The following is an 18,584-nucleotide window of genomic DNA, read 5'->3' as shown; positions in this document are numbered from 1 at the left end:
GGCCGCTAGCGGACGTCGACGTACTCGTAGCCGGACTTGGAACCGTAGGTCTTGCCGGTCCCGCTGACGGCGGCGCGCCAGTAGGCGTCGAACTTCGGCTTGAGGGTCTTGCTGTACTTGCCGCTGCTGTTCGCCTTCACGTAGTAGGCGAACTTCCAGCTGCCGCCCTTCTTCTTGTAGTAGAGCGCGACCATCTTGCCCGAGTAGGCGCGGCTGCCCCGGTAGACCTTGCCGTACAGGCGGACGGCCTTGCCCTTCTTGACCTTGTTCGCGGTCACGTCGAACGAGATCTTGGAGGAGGCCTTCTTGGAGGAGCCCTTCCTCACGGTGAAGGTGTCGGCGGTCTTGACCTCGAGGGCCTGCCCGCCGCGCGAGGCCTCCAGCTCCAGGGTCCAGGACCCGGTGGTGAAGGAGTAGTCGAAGTAGGTGTCGGCGTACCAGGAGGTGGCGCCGTTGCCCTTCTCCAGGGTCACGTCGATCGAGTCGCCGCCGTCGGTGGCGTACAGCTTGCCCTTGACCGAGTCCGCGCCGACGACGCTGGCGCGGACCTGGACCTCGGTGTCACCGGCGGTGGTGATGACGACGGGGTCGGTGACCGCGGCCGAGACGAACTTGACCTTCGGGTCGACGGTCACCTCCTTGCAGGCCTCCTTGGTGGCGCCGTCCCTGGTGACCAGGACGCGGACGGACCACTTGCCGTCCTTGTTGTCCTTGTTGATCTTGAAGCTGCCCTTGACCTTGACGTCGGCCGGGGCCGCGGTCTGGGCGCCGGCGGCCGGGGCCGGGACCTGCTCGATCGTGGCGTCGTTCCAGGAGGTCTCGCCGACGCGCTGGAAGTCCGCCTTGACGGCGGTCACGTCCTTCTGCAGGACTTTCTTGCCCGCGAGGTCGCCGGTGCCCTCGACGAGCTTGTACGGGTTCTTGATGGTCGCCTCGAAGGTCGCCGTGGCGTCGTCCTTGAGCGGGACGTAGGCGTCGCTGATGGTCAGCGCGGTGACGTCGGCGGACAGCTCGCAGGCCATCGCGGTGGTCGCGGAGCCGGCGGCGAGCGCTGTCGCCGTGCTGCTGGTGAAGACGGCAGCCCCCGTTGCGGCCGCGAGAAGCAGCCGCATTCCCTTCTTCATTCGCTCCCCTTATTTAGGTGAAAAGTGGGAAAAGTGACGGTTTGGGCACCGGAGCCTAGTGGGACGGGGGTGACGCGTCCATAGACTCCGGCGATCGCCTCGGGGAATGCCTGATGGCCTGGAGTGGTTGGAGCATCTGGCACACTGGTAGCCGAACCGCAGCGGTTCCGGTTCCCGCCCGCGCGCACCTCGGTGTGCCTCAGCGCGCAAGCCGTATCAGGCGAGAAGACAGTGGCGACCCGGCGACCGCGCATTGGAGAGGACAAGAGCCATGAAGCCCGAGATTCACCCCGAGTACGTCACCACGCAGGTGACCTGCACGTGCGGTAACACCTTCACCACCCGCAGCACCGCCAAGAGCGGCTCGATCCACGCCGACGTGTGCTCCGCCTGCCACCCGTTCTACACGGGCAAGCAGAAGATCCTGGACACCGGCGGCCGGGTGGCGCGCTTCGAGAAGCGCTTCGGCAAGAAGCCCGCGGGCCAGTAGCCCTCGTCCCGACGCCGGCTCGGAAGCGTCCCCCCCGGCGGGGGGCGCCCGGGTCGGCGTTCGTGGTGATGAGGCAGGCTGACAAGGGCTTTTCAAGGAAGAGGACGTGCGGTGAATCTCGACGAGCTGCTCAGTGAGTACGCCGAGCTGGAACTCAAGCTCGCCGACCCCACCGTGCACGCCAACCCGACGCAGGCGCGCACCTTCGGCCGGCGTTATGCCGAACTGACCCCGATCATCACCACCTACCGCGAGCTCGAGGGCGTCCAGAACGACCTGGGCACCGCCAAGGAGCTGGCCCCGGAGGACGAGGCCTTCGCCGAGGAGGCCAAGGAGCTCGAGGCGCGGATCCCCGAGCTGGAGGACAAGCTCAGGCACCTGCTCATCCCGCGTGATCCCAACGATGACAAGGACATCATCATGGAGATCAAGGCGGGCGAGGGCGGCGAGGAGTCGGCGCTGTTCGCCGGCGACCTGCTGCGGATGTACCTGCGCTACGCCGAGCGGGTGGGCTGGAAGACCGAGATCATCGACGTGACCCACTCCGACCTCGGCGGATACAAGGACGTCACGGTCGCGGTGAAGGCCAGGGGCGACGACGGCGTCTGGTCGAAGCTGAAGTTCGAGGGCGGCGTGCACCGCGTGCAGCGCGTGCCGGTCACCGAGTCGCAGGGCCGCATCCACACCAGCGCGGCCGGCGTCCTGGTCTATCCCGAGGCCGAGGAGGTCGACGTCCAGATCGACCCCAACGACCTGCGCATCGACGTCTACCGCTCCAGCGGCCCCGGCGGCCAGAGCGTCAACACCACCGACTCGGCCGTGCGCATCACGCACCTGCCGACCGGCGTGGTCGTCTCCTGCCAGAACGAGAAGAGCCAGCTCCAGAACAAGGAGTCGGCCCTGCGCATCCTGCGGGCGCGCCTGCAGGCCCTCGCCGAGGAGGAGGCCAACGCCGCGGCGATGGCCGAGCGCAAGTCCCAGATCCGCACGGTCGACCGCTCCGAGCGCATCCGCACCTACAACTTCCCCGAGAACCGCATCTCCGACCACCGCACCGGTTTCAAGGCCTACAACCTCGACCAGGTGCTGGACGGCGACCTGACGTCCGTCATCCAGTCCCTGCTCGACGCCGAGATGGCGGAGAAGCTCGCAGCCCACTCCTAAGGCCAACGCACAGAACGCGCCCATGACCCTTCTGCTGGACGAGATCGCCCTCGCCACCGCCAGGCTCGCCGAGGCCGGTGTGCCCTCGCCGCGCACCGACGCCGAGGAGATCGCCGCCTGCGTCCACGGCGTACGGCGCAGCGAGCTGCACACCGTGGCGGACGCGGACTTCGACGCGCTCTTCTGGGAGGGCGTCGCGCGCCGTGAGGCCCGTGAGCCGCTGCAGCACATCACCGGGCGCGCCTACTTCCGCTACCTGTCCCTGGAGGTCGGGCCGGGCGTCTTCATCCCGCGCCCGGAGACCGAGGTCGTGGCGGGATGGGCCATCGACCGGCTGCGGGAGATGGACGTGGCCTCGCCGGTGGTCGTGGACCTGGGCACCGGCTCCGGGGCGATCGCGCTGTCCATCGCCCAGGAGGTCGCGCTGGCCACGGTGCACGCGGTGGAGGTCGACCCCGACGCCTACCGGTGGGCCAAGCGCAACATCCTGGAGCAGGGCCAGGGCCGGGTGCACCTGCATCCGGAGGACCTCGCCGACGCCCTGCCCGAACTCGACGGCCGGGTGGACCTGGTCATCTCCAACCCGCCCTACATCCCGCCCGGCGCGGTCCCGCGCGACCCCGAGGTGCGCGACTACGATCCTCGCCGCGCGCTGTACGGCTCGGGCAGCGACGGCCTCGACGAGGTCAGGGCGGTCGAGCGGACCGCCAGGCGGCTGCTGCGGCCCGGCGGCTTCGTCGCCGTGGAACACGCCGACGAGCAGGGCACCCCGGTCTATCTGATCTTCTCCGAGGACAACGGCTGGCGTGACGTGCGCAGCCGTCAGGACCTCACCCGAAGAGATCGTTTCGTCACCGCCCGTTTCGGCCAGGAATGAGGATCGAACGCCGTGAGTAGACGCTATGACTGCAGTGACCCGGAGCAGCGGAGCGCGGGCCTGACCGACGCGGCCTCGGCCGTACGGCAGGGCGAACTGGTGGTGCTGCCCACCGACACCGTCTACGGCATCGGCGGTGACGCCTTCACCCACGCGGCCGTGAGCCGCCTGCTGGAGGCCAAGGGCCGCGGCCGGGACATGCCGGTGCCGGTCCTGGTCGGCACCGTGAGCGCGGCCAACGCCCTGGTGGAGAACCTGGGCCCCTACGGGCAGGACCTCGTCGACGCCTTCTGGCCCGGCCCGCTCACGCTGGTCTGCCGGGTGAACCGCTCGCTGTCGTGGGACCTGGGCGACACCAAGGGCACCGTCGCGCTCCGCATGCCCCTGCACGCGGTCGCGCTCGACCTGCTCAAGGAGACCGGGCCGATGGCCGTCTCCAGCGCCAACCGCTCCGGCTCGCCGCCCGCGACCACGGCCGCCGAGGCCGAGTCGCAGCTCGGCGACTCCGTCGAGGTCTACCTCGACGGAGGACCCTGCACCGATGACGTCCCGTCCACGATCCTCGACCTCACCACGGCGGTGCCCCGGCTGCTGCGCCGCGGGGCCATCCCGGTGGGGAAGCTGCGCGGAGTGATCGGCTACGTGGCGACGGACGCCGATCCGGAGAGCACGAACTGATCCCGGTCGCGGGACCGGCCCCGGCCGGGCCGGTCCCCACCGTGGCCGCCATCCATGCCGGCTGATTATCACCATGACGGGCGGGCCCGTCCCCGGTAGCGTGAAGTGCGCCGCCACCTTCCGGGAGACGCCCATGGGCAAGTTCGACGGAATGGACCCCGAGCTGGTCCGCGATCTGCTGTCCGAGGTGAAGCAGGCCGCCGGGCAGATGCGGACGATCGAGAGCCGGGTCGCCCAGCTGATGGGCGGGGCGGGGCTGTCCTCCGGATCCGCCCAGCGTCCGTCCCAGACCGCCGAGGCGTGCGACGCGATGGTCAAGGACGTCTCGGCACGCGTGGCCCTGCTGGAGAAGAAGGTCAAGCAGGAGACCACCTCCGCCGCCCCGAACACCCGGGCCGACGACCCGAATCCCACTCCCGCCCCCACGCCCGAGCCTCCGAAGGCGGAGGAGACCAAGCCGGAGACTCCCAGGCCCGAGGGCGGGACCACTCCGGACCCCACGCCCGGACCCCCGAAAGCGGAAGATCCAAAGCCGGAGGCTCCGAAGGGGGAGGACGCCAAGCCGCAACCTCCGAAGACGGAGGATCTCAAGCCCGCCGTTCCCGACTCCGAGGGCAATCCCCGCATGGGGGACCAGCCGTCCGGCACGCCCGACGCGCCCGCCCCCGAGACGGACCGGAAACCCGATCCGAGTCCCGACACCGGGACGACACCGAGCCCCGACACCACGCCGAGCCCCGACACCACGCCGAGCCCCGACACCACGCCGAGCCCCGCACCGGAGACCGGCACCGCGCCGGACCCCAAGCCTGACACCGACTCCAAGGGCGACGAGCGCTCGCCCCGGGGCGGGGAGTCCGGCAGCCCGCAGGGCGCGGGGGACGGCCCTCTCGACACGCCGGAGAAGAACCACCCAGACGACATCGACCAGACCGGCGACCTCAAACCGCAGGTCGTCGAGGTGGACGGCGTCAAGGTGCTGCAGATCCCGCTCGACCCGCCGACCGCGGAGCAGGTCGAGGCGCTGCTGGAGGACATCGAGAACATCCCGCCCATGGACATGCCCACCGTGGACGGCCTCGGGAACGGCACAGGCACGGACGGCACCGGAGCGGGCGCCGGCCAGGTCGACCCCAGCCCGGCGCAGGACTCGGCCAGACCTCAGGACACCGTGCTCGACACCGCCGAACCGGCGCCCGACCAGACGGTCCAGCCACCCGGCACCGGGACGGGCCAGGACGGGACCGGGACCGGCGATCCCGGCGCGCAGGGGAGCCCCGGCGGACAGGCGGACTCCGATGCGCAGGGCTCGGGCACCCAGGGCTCGGGCACCCAGGACTCGGGGACGCAGGGCGATTCCGTGGCGCGGTGGGCGGATGACGGCAGTGACGTGGTCTCGGTCGAGGTGAGTCCGCCGAGTGCCGACGTGCTCAAGACGCTCGTCGACAACGTGCGGGAGATCGAGCCGCTGGACATGCCGAGTGTGCAGGTGCCCGACGGGGAGACGTGGGGTGAGGGCCGCTGGGCGCCCATGGATGTCGGGCCGGACGGGCCGGCCGGTGAGGTGGATCCGGGAGAGCCGCGCAGGCCGATTCCGCCGCCCGGCGGATCGTCCGGCGCGCAGTCGGTGTGAGGAGCCTTCAGATGTACGTGGACCCGCCCGCCCCGCAGCCGCTCCAGCCGGGGGAGACCCCGCCGTCGGCCGGCACCTCGGCGCTGCCGTCCCCGGACGCGGCCACGGCGTGGGAGTTCAACCCCGACTACCAGCGCCTGGTCGTGCTCTGGCGGCAGGTGCTGCCCATGCTGGAGAACCTGACCTCCTCCCTCGACCGGGCCTACCAGATGGCCAGGAGCCGCGACGTCTGGGACGCGCCGGTGGGGGAGCGCTACGTGGAGGACCTGGCGGAGTGGCGCACCCGGCTCGGCCAGTACCGGCAGGCGATCCTCACCTCGATCAGCGACCAGGCGGCCGACACGCCGCGCTGGGTGCCGGTCAACGCGGGCGCCCCGCACGCCTTCTCCTGACGCCCCTCCCGGACCCCCGTTCTGTGACGTTCTCCCGGACTCCGTCCTGACTCCCGCCCTGACATGGGATAACGGGGACGGCCGGGCTTACAGTTGGAGGTGAGCCGTCCGCCAGAGTCGCCGAACGGAGTAAGGCAATGAGTTCTGCGCCGTATTACGGACCGGACATCGGCCTCCTGCTCCGTCAGGACCCGGAGATCGCGAGCGTGCTTCTCGACGAGCTCGATCGCCTGCGCGGCGGCATCCAGCTCATCGCGAGCGAGAACCTGGCGTCGCCGGCGGTGCTGGCCGCGCTCGGCTCGACCCTCACCAACAAGTACGCCGAGGGCTACCCCGGCCGGCGCTACTACGGCGGATGCGAGGTCGTCGACCGGGCCGAGAGGCTCGCCATCGACCGGGCCCGGCGGCTGTTCGGCGCCGAGCACGTCAACGTGCAGCCGCACTCGGGCGCCTCGGCCAACCTGGCGGCCTACGCCGCGCTGCTGCAGCCGGGCGACACCGTCCTGGCCATGGCGCTGCCGCACGGCGGCCACCTCACCCACGGATCGAAGGTCAACTTCTCCGGCCGGTGGTTCGACATCGTGGCGTACGGCGTGCGCCGCGACACCGAGCTGATCGACTACGACGAGGTCAGGGAGCTGGCGCTGCGGCACCAGCCAAAGATGATCATCTGTGGTGCCACGGCCTATCCGCGGGAGATCGACTTCGCGGCCTTCCGGGGGATCGCCGACGAGGTGGGCGCCTGGCTGATGGCCGACGTCGCCCACACCGTGGGGCTGATGGCCGGGGGCGCCCTGCCGTCCGCGGTGCCGTACGCCGACGTGGTGACCTTCACCACCCACAAGGCGCTGCGCGGTCCGCGCGGCGGCGGGATCATGTGCACCGCGGAGCTGGCGACGAAGATCGACAGGGCGGTGTTCCCCTTCGTCCAGGGCGGCCCGCTCATGCACGCGGTGGCGGCCAAGGCGGTGGCCTTCGGGGAGGCGCTCCAGCCGGAGTTCGCCGCCTACGCGCGGCAGGTGGTCGACAACGCCAGGACGCTCGCCGACGCGCTGGCCGCCGAGGGCATGCGACCGGTCTCCGGCGGCACCGACAGCCATCTGGCCCTGATCGACCTGCGCGACGTCGGCGTCTCCGGGGCGCTGGCCGAGCAGCGCTGCGCCGCCGCCGGGATCACGCTGAACCGCAACGCCATCCCCTACGACCCCGAGCCGGCCACGGTGACCTCGGGGATCCGGGTGGGCACCCCCTGCGTGACCACCCAGGGGATGGGGCCGGAGGAGATGAAGGAGGTCGCCGCGTTGGTGGCGCGGGCCGTCCGGAGCCCCGAGACGGCGGATGAGGTCAGGGAGCGCGTGCTGGCGATCTCGGCGATCCATCCGGCATATCCCAGCGAATTATGAGTTGTTCTGTGCTGTTTTCCGGTCACAGCTGGCCCGACTATCCGCGAAACTAGGTCCGTGCGCGAATACCTACTGATGGCGCTCGTGGCGGCGGCGGCGACCTATCTGCTGGTCCCGCTGGTCCGCGTCTTCGCCATCCGCATCGGTGCGATGCCCGAGGTCCGTGACCGGGACGTGCACACCACCCCGACGCCGAGACTCGGCGGTCTGGCGATGTACGGCGGGCTGGTGGCGGGCCTGCTGGTGGCCGCCAAGCTGCCGTACGCCGGGGGAAAGCTCGCCGAGGAGGCCGCCACCGGCGGAAAGGTCGTCCTCGGGCTGATCGTGGCCGGCGGTCTGATCACGCTGACCGGCTTCCTGGACGACTGGTGGGGCATGGACGCCCTGATCAAGCTGGCCGGGCAGGTCGGCGCGGCGGGCGTGCTGGTGGCCTTCGGCGTCAGCCTGCCGTGGATCCCGCTGCCGTCGGCGCTGGGCGGGTCGACCATCCTCGACTCCACGCTGAGCCCGTTGATCACCATCATGGTCGTGGTCGTCATGATCAACGCGGTCAACTTCGTCGACGGGCTGGACGGGCTGGCGGCCGGGATCGTCGGCATCGCGGCCATGGCCACCTGGACCTACGCCATCGTGCTGTCCAAGGACTTCGGCAACACCAGCATCAACGTCACCGCGGCGGTCGCGGCGGTGCTCATCGGCGTGTGCCTGGGCTTCCTGCCGCACAACTTCCATCCGGCGAAGATCTTCATGGGCGACACCGGCGCCATGCTGATCGGTCTCGTCCTCGCCTCCACGCTGATCACCATCACGCCGCTCGACTCCGCCAGCATCAACAACTTCCCGGTCATCCTGCCGCTGCTGGTCCCGGTCGCGATCCTGGTGCTCCCGCTGCTGGACCTGATCATGGCGGTGGTCCGGCGCACCTCCAACGGGCTCTCGCCGTTCGCCCCCGACCGCGGTCACCTGCACCACCGGCTGCTGGACATCGGCCACTCGCACCGCCGCAGCGTCCTGATCATGTACGCCTGGACGTTCCTGTTCGCCTTCGCGATCGTGGCGATGTCCGTCGAGGGCGTGCCCTTCATCCTGTTCCCGCTGACCGTCCTGCTGGCGGTCGCGGTGCTGGTGGCGATGGCCCTGCCGAGCTGGCGCTCGCGCCGCAACGGCGGGGGCGGCCGGCACGTCCGCTCCGCCGGGGAACCCGTCCCCGAACCGGCGGGGCCGTTCACCCCGAGCCACGCGACCACGGGGGAGCACCCGGCTCCGCATGCCCAGTCCCCGTACCCCCAGTCCCCGTACCCCCAGTCCCCGTACCCCCAGGTCCCGCACATCCAGGCTCCGCACCCCCAGACTCCGCAGGCGCCGCGCACCCAGGCTCCGCACATCGAGAACCCGCAGCCGCCGGCCGCGCAGCCCCAGATCCCGCAGGCACCGGCCGCCCAGCCCCAGCCGCAGCCCCGGCAGGCGCCGCCTCCTGGGGTCTCGCCCCGTCAAGCCCAGCCGCGTCAGGCCCAGCGCGGCCAGAATCCCTACGCCCCGGCGCCGCAGGAGCCGCTCCCCCCGCAGGCCCCGGCCGCTCCGCGCGTCAGGGCGCCCCGCGGGCCGTTCTCCCCGCAGACCGCCCAGGGCGCCCCGGTCCCCCTCGCTGCTCCGACCCCCGAGGAACCCGCCGGCCCGCAGCCCTCCCGGGGCCCCGGGGAAGACGAGGGCACGATGCGGTCGTCCGCCACCCCCGGCCTGCCCTTCAGGACCCAGGAGACCTCCTTCCCGAGGACCGGGCCGTCCCGCTGAACATCCACCGGGAACGTCTTGATCGTTCACTTGAAACGGCAGGTAAAGGCGCTCTTCCATGAGCTTGTGATAGCTTTCACTAGCAGGTCCTGAACCGCTTGGGACCTGCTGAGAAGCAATCGCTCGCTTGATAACAGTCACCTGGAGTGCCGATGCAGGCCAACGACCTCCGACTCATGAAGGCCGCCGCGATCCCGACGGCGGCGGTCGGTCTGGTCGCCGTCCTCGTCGCCACCTTCCTCGCGGGGGCCGAGGGCGCCCTGGGCGCGGGCATCGGCGTGGCCGTGGTGGGGGTCTTCTTCACCGTCGGCCTGGTCGCCGTCGCCTACGCCTCGCGGATCTCGCCGACCATGATGATGGCCGCCGCGATGGGCACCTTCTTCACCAAGATCATCATCCTCGTCGTGATGCTGGAGGCCCTCGCGGACGTCGAGGTCTGGCACCCCAGGGCCTTCTCGCTGACCGCCATCGCCTGCACCATCGCCTGGACCTTCGGTGAGGCGCGCGGATTCATGAAGCTGCGCATGCTCTACGTCGAACCGGGCGTCAAGGTCCCCGGGCACTACGAGGAGAAGCGATGACCTCCGCCACAGGTCGCGCCTCCCTCCCGCCGCCCGGCGACATCCGTGCGGCGGAGCCGGCGAGCCTGCCGCACGAGGCCCCGATGGGAGCCACGCGTCCCAAGCGCTGGCCCGGTATGACTAGTCACCACCGCGACTGCTATCGTCGCGTACGCGATATGCAAAGTAGGGGAGTGTCGGCCTGGGCTCGCAGCCCCCGGCCTCCTTGCGATCGCATCACCCATCTACTTGATCTTCCCCAGGCACCGCCCTCCGGCGGCGCGGCAGCGGAAGACGTCCTGACCCACCACGACGAAGGGAAAGCCGAGTGAGCGCCGTGCTGCCACTTCTCGCTGCCGAGGAGTTCCAAGCCCCGGGGCTCGGCCTGTTCGAATGGCCGGCGCTTGTCGCGGGTCAGGCTTGGTTCAACAAGCCGGCCCTGTTCGCGCTGATCGCCGCGTTGATCGTCCTCGTGTTCGCCTACAGCGCCTTCTCCAACCCCAGGCTGGTTCCGAGGGGCGTGCAGAACCTCGGGGAGCTCGCCTACGAGTTCGTCCGTGAGCAGGTCGCCCGCCCGTTCCTGGGCAAGGACAGTGACCGCTGGATGCCGCTGCTGTTCACCATGTTCCTCTTCATCTGGATCATGAACCTGTTCGGGTCCGTCGTCTTCATCCAGTTCCCGGTGATGTCGCGGATCGGCTACCCGGCCATCCTCGCCATCGGCGTGTGGATCATGGTGACCTACCTGGGCATGAAGCACCAGGGCGCGCTGGGCTACTTCAAGAACATGATGTTCCCGCCCGGGCTGCCCAAGTGGATGTACGTCCTGGTCGCCCCGATCGAGTTCGCCTCCACCTTCATCCTGCGCCACGTCACCCACGCGGTCCGGCTCTTCGCGACGATGATGGCCGGTCACCTGATCATCGCCCTGTTCTCCGAGGTCGGCTGGCACTTCCTGTTCGTCCAGCTCACTCCGGCCGGCGCCGTGATCGGCGTCATGGGCGTCATCATGACGATCCTGCTGACGGCCTTCGAGCTGTTCATCCAGGCCCTGCAGGCCTACGTGTTCGCGCTGCTGACCGCCATGTTCATCAACGGCGCTCTGCACGCCGAGCACTGAGACTTCCCCCTCCAACGACAGATGGTTCCGGTGGACAACCCCCACCGGTCGATAGAAAAGGAAACGAAAGAATGAGCAACGTGCTCGCTGAGGTCACCGGCAACCTCGGTTCCATCGGCTATGGCCTGGCCGCCATCGGCCCGGGCGTCGGCATCGGCATCATCTTCGGTCAGGGTGTTCAGGCCATCGCCCGCCAGCCCGAGGCCTACGGCCTCATCCGCCAGAACATGCTCCTGGGCTTCGTCTTCGCCGAGGCGCTCGCGCTGATCGGTATCGCGCTCGCGTTCGTCTTCCGGGCCTAGGACAGATCACCGCCCCTGACGGGAGGCAGTAGCCATGATTCAACTGATAGCGGCAGCGGAAGAGAACAACCCCCTGCTCCCGCACCCGGCCGAAATGGTCATCGGTGGCTTCGCCTTCCTGCTCGTCCTGTTCTTCGTCGGCAAGCTGCTGGTGCCGCGCATCCAGAAGACTCTGGAAGAGCGCACCGTCGCCATCGAAGGCGGCCTGAAGAAGGCCGCGGACGCGCAGGAGGAAGCCCAGCGCGCCCTCGCGCAGTACAAGGAGCAGCTCGCCGAGGCCCGTCACGAGGCGTCCCGCCTGCGTGAGGAGGCCCGCGAGCAGGGTGCGCAGATCAAGGCCGAGCTCCGCGAGGAGGCTCAGGCCGAGGCCCGCCGTCTCATCGAGGCGGCGCACGCCCAGATCGAGGCCGACCGCCAGCAGGCGTTCGCCCAGCTCCGTTCCGAGATCGGCCGCCTGTCGACCGATCTGGCCAGCCGCATCGTCGGCGAGTCCCTGGAGGACGAGGCGCGTCAGCGCCGCACCGTCGACCGGTTCCTGACGGAGCTCGAGTCGAGCAACGCGGCGGTCCGCTGATGCCGGAGCGAACCCGACGCAGTGAGCGGGAAGCGGTGAGCGGCCGATGAGGGGTTTGAGCAGGACGTCTCTGGCCGAGGTCGAGGAGCGTTTCAACGCGGTCGCGGGAAGCGCCGACCTCGGCACCCTGGCCGACCAGCTCTTCGCGATCGCCGATCTGTTCGACCGCGAGCACGGGCTGCGCCGCAACCTGTCCGACGCCTCCCGCCCGGCCGAGCAGAAGACGCAGATCGTCCGGGTCCTGCTGGAGGGCAAGGTCGGCACCGCCGCCCTGGAGACGGCCGTCGCGGCCGTGTCCGCCAAGTGGTCGCGCTCCGGTGACCTGGCCGACGCGCTGGAGCGCCTCGGCGTGGTCGCCGCCTCGGCCGAGGCCGAGGCGCAGAGCAGGCTCGACGACGTCGAGGACGAGTTGTTCCGGTTCGGACGGATCGCCGCGGCGAACCTCGACCTGCACCGGACGCTGTCCGACGCGGCACTGCCCGCGCAGGCCAAGCAGGAGCTGCTCGACTCGCTCCTGACCGGCAAGGTCGCGCCGACGACTCTCCGGCTGATCAGGCAGCTCGTGGCACATCCGCGAGGGCGTAGCCTGGAAGGCGGGCTCGAGGAGTTCGGCAGCCTGGTGGCCGCCCAGCGGCAGCGTCTCGTCGCGGTGGTGCGCAGCGCCGTCGCGCTCTCCGAGGAGCAGAAGCAGCGCCTCGCCGCGTGGCTTCGCACCTCCTACGGCCACGACGTTCATCTGAACGTCGAGGTGGATCCGCGAGTGATCGGTGGGTTCTCCGTCCGAATCGGGGACGACCTCATCGACACCACCATCGCGGGACGAATCGAAGAAGTCCGCCGCCGGTTGGCCGGCTAGGCGAATAGGGAGACAGAAGAGAGATGGCGGAGCTTACGATCCGGCCGGACGAGATCCGGGACGCGCTTGAGCGCTTCGTCCAGGCGTACGAGCCGGAAGGTGCCGCGCGCGAGGAGATCGGGACCGTCGTCGACTGCGGCGACGGCATCGCCCATGTCTCCGGCCTTCCCTCGGCGATGGCGAACGAGCTGCTCGAGTTCGAGGACGGTACGCGTGGCCTGGCACTGAACCTGGACCCCAGGGAGATCGGTGTCGTTGTTCTGGGCGACTTCAGCAAGATCGAGGAGGGCCAGTCGGTCCGCCGGACGGGCGAGGTCCTGTCCGTGCCGATCGGCGACAACTTCCTCGGCCGCGTGGTCGACCCGCTCGGCAACCCGCTCGACGGCAAGGGTGCCATCGAGTCCGAGGGCCTGCGCGCCCTCGAACTGCAGGCCCCCTCGGTGGTCCAGCGCCAGCCGGTGAAGGAGCCGCTGCAGACGGGTCTCAAGGCGGTCGACGCCATGACCCCGATCGGCCGCGGCCAGCGCCAGCTGATCATCGGTGACCGCGGCACCGGCAAGACCGCCATCGCCGTGGACACCATCCTCAACCAGCGTGAGAACTGGCTGTCCGGCGACCCGTCGAAGCAGGTCCGCTGCGTCTACGTCGCGGTCGGCCAGAAGGGCTCGACGATCGCCCAGGTCAGGGGTCGCCTCGAGGAGGCGGGCGCGATGGAGTACACCACCATCGTCGCCGCCCCGGCCTCCGACCCGGCCGGCTTCAAGTACCTTGCCCCCTACACCGGCTCGGCCATCGGCCAGCACTGGATGTACCAGGGCAAGCACGTCCTCATCATCTTCGACGACCTGACCAAGCAGGCCGACGCCTACCGCGCCGTCTCCCTGCTGCTGCGTCGCCCGCCGGGCCGTGAGGCCTTCCCCGGCGACGTCTTCTACTTGCACTCGCGTCTGCTGGAGCGCTGCGCCAAGCTCTCCGACGACATGGGCGCCGGCTCGATGACCGGTCTGCCGATCATCGAGACCAAGGGCAACGACGTGTCGGCGTTCATCCCGACCAACGTCATCTCCATCACCGACGGTCAGTGCTTCCTCGAGACCGACCTGTTCAACTCCGGTGTGCGCCCGGCGATCAACGTCGGTGTCTCGGTCTCCCGAGTCGGCGGTTCGGCCCAGGTCAAGGCGATGCGGAAGGTCGCGGGCACGCTGCGTCTGTCCCTGTCGCAGTACCGCGACCTGGAGGCCTTCGCGGCCTTCGCCTCCGACCTGGACGCGGCCTCCCGCGCCCAGCTGGAGCGCGGTCAGCGCCTGGTGGAGCTGCTCAAGCAGTCCCAGTACAGCCCGTTCTCGGTGGAGAAGCAGGTCGTCTCCGTGTGGGCCGGCACCACCGGTGAGCTCGACGACGTCCCGGTCGAGGACATCCGCCGCTTCGAGGCGGAGTTCCTGGACTACCTCGGTCGCGAGCACAAGGGCGTCTTCGACAGCATCCGCGAGACCAAGGACCTGTCGGACGACGCGGTGACGACCCTGAAGGACGCGATCACGCAGTTCAAGAAGGGCTTCGAGACCTCCTCCGGCGAGCTGCTGGTCAACGACGAGCCGGTCGCGGCGCTCGGCGCCGACAAGGTCGGCCAGGAGAAGATCACCAAGCACGTCCGCGCGGACGAGAAGAAGTAGCCGATGGGTGCCCAGCTAAGACTGCTGCGGCGGCGGATCAAGTCGGTCAGGTCAACGGCGAAGATCACGCGCGCCCAGGAGCTCATCGCCTCCTCGCGCATCGTCAAGGCGCAGCAGCGGATGCAGGCCGCCGTGCCGTACGAGCGGGAGATCACCCGCGCCGTGACGGGCGTGGTCAGCAACACCGCCAGCGTCGACCACCCGCTGACGGTGGCGAAGGACAACCCCACCAGGGCCGGCGTGCTCATCGTCACCAGTGACCGCGGGTTCTGCGGCGGCTTCAACGCCAACGTCCTGCGTGAGGCCGAGGCGCTGGCCGGTCTGCTGCGCAGCAGGGGCGTCGAGCCGGTGCCCTACGTGGTGGGGCGCAAGGGCATCACCTGGCACAGCTTCCGGGGACGGGAGATGGGCGGGCAGTGGGGCGGGTTCTCCGACAACCCCTCCTACGCCAACGCCAAGGAGATCGCCGACGTGCTCATCTCCGCGTTCTCGGCCGAGACGGACGGGATCGACGAGATCCACATCGTCTCGACCGAGTTCGTCTCCATGCTCACGCAGGAGGTCACGGTCAAGCGGGTCCTGCCGCTGACGGTGGAGGAGACCACCGAGAAGCCGGAGACGCCGCTGCCGTACTTCGAGTTCGAGCCCACCGCGGGCGACGTGCTCGACTCGCTGCTCCCGCGTTACGTGGAGTCGCGCGTCTTCAGCACGCTGCTCCAGTCGGCCGCCTCGGAGCACGCCGCGCGTCGCCGCGCCATGAAGTCGGCGACCGACAACGCCAACGAGCTCATCCGCGTGTTCACCCAGCAGATGAACCAGGCTCGCCAGGCCGAGATCACCCAGGAAATCAGCGAGATCGTCGGTGGCGCCAACGCGCTGGCTGACGCCGCAGCGGGGAAAGAGTGAATAGCCACAATGACTGTTGAGACCGTCGCGACCGGAACCGGTCGCGTAGCCCGAGTGACGGGTCCCGTCGTCGACGTGGAGTTCCCCGTCGAGGCGATGCCCGACATCTACAACGCCCTCAACGTCGACGTCACCGTCGGCGGCGAGACCAAGACCCTGACCCTGGAGGTCGCCCAGCACCTGGGTGACAACCTGGTCCGGGCCATCTCGATGCAGCCCACCGACGGCCTGGTCCGCGGCGCGGCGGTGTCCGACTCCGGCGCGCCGATCTCGGTGCCGGTCGGCGACATCGTCAAGGGCCACGTGTGGAACGCGCTCGGCGAGTCCCTGGACGTGCCGACCGCCTCCCTGAAGGTGACGGAGAAGTGGGGCATCCACCGCCCCTCCCCGGCCTTCGACACCCTTGAGTCCCGCACCGAGATGCTGCCCACCGGCATCAAGGTCATCGACCTGCTCACCCCGTACGTGAAGGGTGGCAAGATCGGTCTGTTCGGCGGCGCCGGTGTCGGCAAGACCGTTCTGATCCAGGAGATGATCCGCCGCGTCGCCCTGAAGTTCTCCGGAACCTCGTGCTTCGCGGGCGTCGGCGAGCGCACCCGTGAGGGCAACGACCTCTGGCTGGAGATGGAGGAGGCGGGCGTTCTCAAGGACACCGCCCTCGTCTTCGGTCAGATGGACGAGCCCCCGGGCACGCGTCTGCGCGTCGCGCTGTCCGCCCTCACCATGGCGGAGTACTTCCGTGACGTGCAGAAGCAGGACGTGCTTCTGTTCATCGACAACATCTTCCGGTTCACCCAGGCCGGTTCCGAGGTCTCCACCCTGCTCGGCCGCATGCCGTCCGCGGTGGGCTACCAGCCGACCCTGGCCGACGAGATGGGCGTTCTGCAGGAGCGCATCACCTCCACCCGCGGTCACTCGATCACCTCGATGCAGGCGATCTACGTCCCCGCGGACGACATCACCGACCCGGCCCCGCACAACGCGTTCGCGCACCTCGACGCGCAGACCGTTCTGTCCCGGCCGATCTCGGAGAAGGGCATCTACCCCGCGGTGGACCCGCTCGACTCCACCTCGCGGATCCTCGACCCGCAGGTCGTCGGCGAGGAGCACTACCGCGTGGCCCAGGAGACCAAGCGGATCCTGCAGAAGTACAAGGAACTGCAGGACATCATCGCCATCCTGGGCATCGACGAGCTCTCCGAAGAGGACAAGGTCACGGTCAACCGGGCCCGCCGCATCGAGCGCTTCCTGTCCCACCCGATGTACGCCGCCGAGGCGTTCACCGGTCAGCCGGGTGAGTTCGTGCCGCTGGACGAGACCATCGCGTCCTTCAAGGGTCTGTGCGCCGGTGACTACGACCACCTGCCCGAGCAGGCGTTCTTCATGGTCGGTGGCATCGAGCAGGCCATCGCCAAGGCCAAGGAACTCGCCCGCTAGTCGCCTTCGGTGCCGGTACGGCCCGCCGTACCGGCACCTGGTTCGAAAGGAACGCAGAGAAAGTGGCGAAGCTGCGAGTAGGCGTCGTCTCGCCGGAGCGCGAGATCTGGTCCGGTGAGGCCGACATGGTCATCGCCAAGACCATCGAGGGTGAGATCGGCATCATGCCCCAGCACGCTCCCGTGCTGGGCGTCCTCGTCGAGGGCGGCGTGCTGACGGTCAAGCGCGGCGGCGAGCCCGACCTGGTCGCCGCGGTGCACGGCGGGTTCGTGTCGGTGGCCAACAACGAGGTGTCGATCCTGGCCGAGGTGGCCGAGCTCGGCTCCGAGGTGGACGTCGCCCGCGCCCGTAACGCGATGGAGCGCGCTCAGGCCTCCGTCGAGACCGACCAGGAGAACGCGGAGGCCGCGGCCGAGGCCAAGCGCGCCCGGGCCCGGCTGCGCGCGGCCGGCGAGGAAGTCGGATAGGTTCTGCTTCTGGGCGGAGTGGTTCTTGGGGGCGGCGATCATCATGGCGCGTGACGTACTCATCGTGGCGGTGGTGCTCGTCGCCCTTGTGTCCCTGCGGGTCCTGGTCCTCATCCGTTCCCGCGGATCGGTGCTGTGCTGTCTGCGCCCCGTGGAGGGCAAGCGCGGCTGGCGGGTGGGGGTGGCCCGTTACGCCGGGGGACGGCTCAACTGGATCCCGCTCATAGGTCTGCTGCCGAGGCCGCGCCACGTCATCGTGAGGCGCGGCCTCGTGGTTTCCGGACGACGCCGGATCGGGACCGGCGAGTTCTTCGGCTTCCTGGAGGGCGTGACGGCCCTGCGGTGCGAGAGCGCGGGCTTCACCTTCGAGCTGGCCGCCGGTTACCGCGCCCTCACCGGGTTCGTCGCCTGGCTGGAGTCGGCCCCGCCCGGCGCCCACCTCGACGTCGCCTGACCCCTCCCGGGTCGCCCGTCAGCGGGTGCCGCCGGGCCTCCAGAGGATCTCCTCGCCCGCGGCCGCGATGCGGCACAGGATGAACATCAGGTCGCTCAGCCGGTTGAGATACTTGGCGGTCAGCGGGTTGACGTCGTCGTGGGCCTCCAGGGCCGCCCAGACCGTGCGCTCGGCCCGGCGCACGACCGTCCTGGCCACGTGGAGCTGGGCGACGACCGGGTTCCCGCCCGGCAGGATGAAGCTGCGCAGCGGCTTGAGCCGCTCGTTGAACTCGTCGCAGCGGGCCTCCAGCCACTCGACGTAGGACGGCTCGACCCGCAGCGGCGGGAACTCGGGGTTCTCCGCGACCGGGGTGCACAGGTCGGCCCCGACGTCGAACAGCTCGTTCTGGATCCGGGTGAGGACGGCGACGACGTCCTCGTCCAGGCTTCCCGATCCCGCCCCGGAGGACGCCGAGAAGGACAGGGCCAGGCCGAGCGCCGCGTTGGCCTCCTCCACGTCGGCGTAGGCGGCCAGGCGCGGATCGGTCTTCCGGGTGCGGCTCATGTCGCCCAGAGCGGTGGTGCCGTCGTCTCCGGTACGGGTGTAGATCTTGGAGAGCACCACGGGGTTGTCTCTGTCAGCTCGCGTCATGAGTCCAGCGTAACGGGCCGAAAAATACCGGTATTAACACCATGGTTGAC

General features: G+C 69.6%; 20 protein-coding genes. 18 read left to right on the top strand and 2 right to left on the bottom strand.

The annotated features are described in order from the left end of the window. Positions 1-5 precede the first annotated feature (5 nt). A complete protein-coding gene (locus Pta02_RS16305) occupies positions 6-1,124 on the bottom strand; it encodes a hypothetical protein (protein WP_203875674.1) in 1,119 nt (372 codons plus the stop codon). Positions 1,125-1,395: 271 nt separating this feature from the next. On the opposite strand from Pta02_RS16305, the gene rpmE reads away from it, so the two are divergent. From rpmE to Pta02_RS16215, 18 genes are all read left to right on the top strand, one after another. Continuing rightward, positions 1,396-1,614: a 50S ribosomal protein L31 gene (gene rpmE / locus Pta02_RS16300; protein WP_203875673.1), complete on the top strand. Its 219-nt coding sequence runs from the start codon at positions 1,396-1,398 to the stop codon at positions 1,612-1,614. Positions 1,615-1,725: 111 nt separating this feature from the next. Next, entirely contained in the window at positions 1,726-2,778 is a 1,053-nt protein-coding gene (gene prfA, locus Pta02_RS16295; protein ID WP_203875672.1) for a peptide chain release factor 1, read from the top strand. 22 nt (positions 2,779-2,800) lie between these two features. Then, positions 2,801-3,655, top strand: a complete 855-nt coding sequence (gene prmC / locus Pta02_RS16290; protein WP_203875671.1) for a peptide chain release factor N(5)-glutamine methyltransferase — start codon at positions 2,801-2,803, stop codon at positions 3,653-3,655. Between the two features lie 12 nt (positions 3,656-3,667). Then, entirely contained in the window at positions 3,668-4,333 is a 666-nt protein-coding gene (locus Pta02_RS16285; protein ID WP_203875670.1) for an L-threonylcarbamoyladenylate synthase, read from the top strand. A gap of 133 nt (positions 4,334-4,466) precedes the next feature. After that, positions 4,467-5,966 carry a hypothetical protein gene (locus Pta02_RS16280; RefSeq protein WP_203875669.1) on the top strand — a complete coding sequence of 500 codons (1,500 nt, stop codon included), beginning with the start codon at positions 4,467-4,469 and terminating at the stop codon, positions 5,964-5,966. An 11-nt stretch (positions 5,967-5,977) separates the two neighbouring features. After that, entirely contained in the window at positions 5,978-6,358 is a 381-nt protein-coding gene (locus tag Pta02_RS16275; protein WP_203875668.1) for a hypothetical protein, read from the top strand. A gap of 137 nt (positions 6,359-6,495) precedes the next feature. Then, a complete protein-coding gene (glyA, locus tag Pta02_RS16270) occupies positions 6,496-7,761 on the top strand; it encodes a serine hydroxymethyltransferase (protein WP_203875667.1) in 1,266 nt (421 codons plus the stop codon). 57 nt (positions 7,762-7,818) lie between these two features. After that, a complete protein-coding gene (locus Pta02_RS16265) occupies positions 7,819-9,552 on the top strand; it encodes an MraY family glycosyltransferase (protein ID WP_203875666.1) in 1,734 nt (577 codons plus the stop codon). Between the two features lie 152 nt (positions 9,553-9,704). Continuing rightward, positions 9,705-10,133 (top strand): Cg1360 family ATP-synthase-associated protein, encoded by a 429-nt coding sequence (locus Pta02_RS16260; RefSeq protein ID WP_203875665.1) that lies wholly within the window; start codon positions 9,705-9,707, stop codon positions 10,131-10,133. 307 nt (positions 10,134-10,440) lie between these two features. After that, positions 10,441-11,232 carry a F0F1 ATP synthase subunit A gene (gene atpB, locus Pta02_RS16255; RefSeq protein ID WP_203875664.1) on the top strand — a complete coding sequence of 264 codons (792 nt, stop codon included), beginning with the start codon at positions 10,441-10,443 and terminating at the stop codon, positions 11,230-11,232. Between the two features lie 71 nt (positions 11,233-11,303). After that, entirely contained in the window at positions 11,304-11,534 is a 231-nt protein-coding gene (gene atpE, locus Pta02_RS16250) for an ATP synthase F0 subunit C (protein ID WP_203875663.1), read from the top strand. 43 nt (positions 11,535-11,577) lie between these two features. Continuing rightward, complete coding sequence (locus tag Pta02_RS16245; protein ID WP_373872389.1) at positions 11,578-12,108, top strand: F0F1 ATP synthase subunit B; 531 nt, start codon at positions 11,578-11,580, stop codon at positions 12,106-12,108. A gap of 46 nt (positions 12,109-12,154) precedes the next feature. Next, the gene (locus Pta02_RS16240; protein WP_203875661.1) at positions 12,155-12,964 is read left to right on the top strand and encodes a F0F1 ATP synthase subunit delta; all 810 of its coding nucleotides are present in this window, start codon (positions 12,155-12,157) and stop codon (positions 12,962-12,964) included. A 23-nt stretch (positions 12,965-12,987) separates the two neighbouring features. Then, the gene (atpA, locus tag Pta02_RS16235) at positions 12,988-14,637 is read left to right on the top strand and encodes a F0F1 ATP synthase subunit alpha (protein ID WP_203875660.1); all 1,650 of its coding nucleotides are present in this window, start codon (positions 12,988-12,990) and stop codon (positions 14,635-14,637) included. Between the two features lie 3 nt (positions 14,638-14,640). Next, on the top strand, positions 14,641-15,543 hold the full coding sequence (locus tag Pta02_RS16230) for a F0F1 ATP synthase subunit gamma (protein ID WP_203875659.1): 903 nt from the start codon (positions 14,641-14,643) through the stop codon (positions 15,541-15,543). Positions 15,544-15,552: 9 nt separating this feature from the next. Next, a complete protein-coding gene (gene atpD / locus Pta02_RS16225; RefSeq protein WP_203875658.1) occupies positions 15,553-16,980 on the top strand; it encodes a F0F1 ATP synthase subunit beta in 1,428 nt (475 codons plus the stop codon). A gap of 62 nt (positions 16,981-17,042) precedes the next feature. Beyond that, the gene (locus Pta02_RS16220; RefSeq protein WP_203875657.1) at positions 17,043-17,447 is read left to right on the top strand and encodes a F0F1 ATP synthase subunit epsilon; all 405 of its coding nucleotides are present in this window, start codon (positions 17,043-17,045) and stop codon (positions 17,445-17,447) included. Positions 17,448-17,490: 43 nt separating this feature from the next. Next, a complete protein-coding gene (locus tag Pta02_RS16215) occupies positions 17,491-17,901 on the top strand; it encodes a DUF2550 domain-containing protein (protein ID WP_203875656.1) in 411 nt (136 codons plus the stop codon). A gap of 18 nt (positions 17,902-17,919) precedes the next feature. On the opposite strand, the gene Pta02_RS16210 is transcribed toward Pta02_RS16215, so the two are convergent. After that, positions 17,920-18,534 carry a cob(I)yrinic acid a,c-diamide adenosyltransferase gene (locus Pta02_RS16210; protein ID WP_203875655.1) on the bottom strand — a complete coding sequence of 205 codons (615 nt, stop codon included), beginning with the start codon at positions 18,532-18,534 and terminating at the stop codon, positions 17,920-17,922. Between the last annotated feature and the right edge of the window lie 50 nt (positions 18,535-18,584).

Origin of the sequence: Paraplanobispora takensis (genome assembly GCF_016863195.1) — a bacterium.
GTDB lineage: Bacteria > Actinomycetota > Actinomycetes > Streptosporangiales > Streptosporangiaceae > Planobispora > Planobispora takensis.
The sequence above is the reverse complement of the archived record's forward strand: the minus strand, read 5'-3'. Positions and strand labels throughout refer to the sequence as shown.

Coding starts and splice junctions, on each gene's coding strand:
- Pta02_RS16305 (WP_203875674.1), bottom strand. CDS start 1,124: ATGAAGAAGGGAATGCGGCTGCTTCTCGCGGCCGCAACGGGGGCTGCC.
- rpmE (WP_203875673.1), top strand. CDS start 1,396: ATGAAGCCCGAGATTCACCCCGAGTACGTCACCACGCAGGTGACCTGC.
- prmC (WP_203875671.1), top strand. CDS start 2,801: ATGACCCTTCTGCTGGACGAGATCGCCCTCGCCACCGCCAGGCTCGCC.
- Pta02_RS16280 (WP_203875669.1), top strand. CDS start 4,467: ATGGGCAAGTTCGACGGAATGGACCCCGAGCTGGTCCGCGATCTGCTG.
- Pta02_RS16275 (WP_203875668.1), top strand. CDS start 5,978: ATGTACGTGGACCCGCCCGCCCCGCAGCCGCTCCAGCCGGGGGAGACC.
- glyA (WP_203875667.1), top strand. CDS start 6,496: ATGAGTTCTGCGCCGTATTACGGACCGGACATCGGCCTCCTGCTCCGT.
- Pta02_RS16260 (WP_203875665.1), top strand. CDS start 9,705: ATGCAGGCCAACGACCTCCGACTCATGAAGGCCGCCGCGATCCCGACG.
- atpE (WP_203875663.1), top strand. CDS start 11,304: ATGAGCAACGTGCTCGCTGAGGTCACCGGCAACCTCGGTTCCATCGGC.
- Pta02_RS16240 (WP_203875661.1), top strand. CDS start 12,155: ATGAGGGGTTTGAGCAGGACGTCTCTGGCCGAGGTCGAGGAGCGTTTC.
- atpA (WP_203875660.1), top strand. CDS start 12,988: ATGGCGGAGCTTACGATCCGGCCGGACGAGATCCGGGACGCGCTTGAG.
- Pta02_RS16230 (WP_203875659.1), top strand. CDS start 14,641: ATGGGTGCCCAGCTAAGACTGCTGCGGCGGCGGATCAAGTCGGTCAGG.
- atpD (WP_203875658.1), top strand. CDS start 15,553: ATGACTGTTGAGACCGTCGCGACCGGAACCGGTCGCGTAGCCCGAGTG.
- Pta02_RS16215 (WP_203875656.1), top strand. CDS start 17,491: ATGGCGCGTGACGTACTCATCGTGGCGGTGGTGCTCGTCGCCCTTGTG.
- Pta02_RS16210 (WP_203875655.1), bottom strand. CDS start 18,534: ATGACGCGAGCTGACAGAGACAACCCCGTGGTGCTCTCCAAGATCTAC.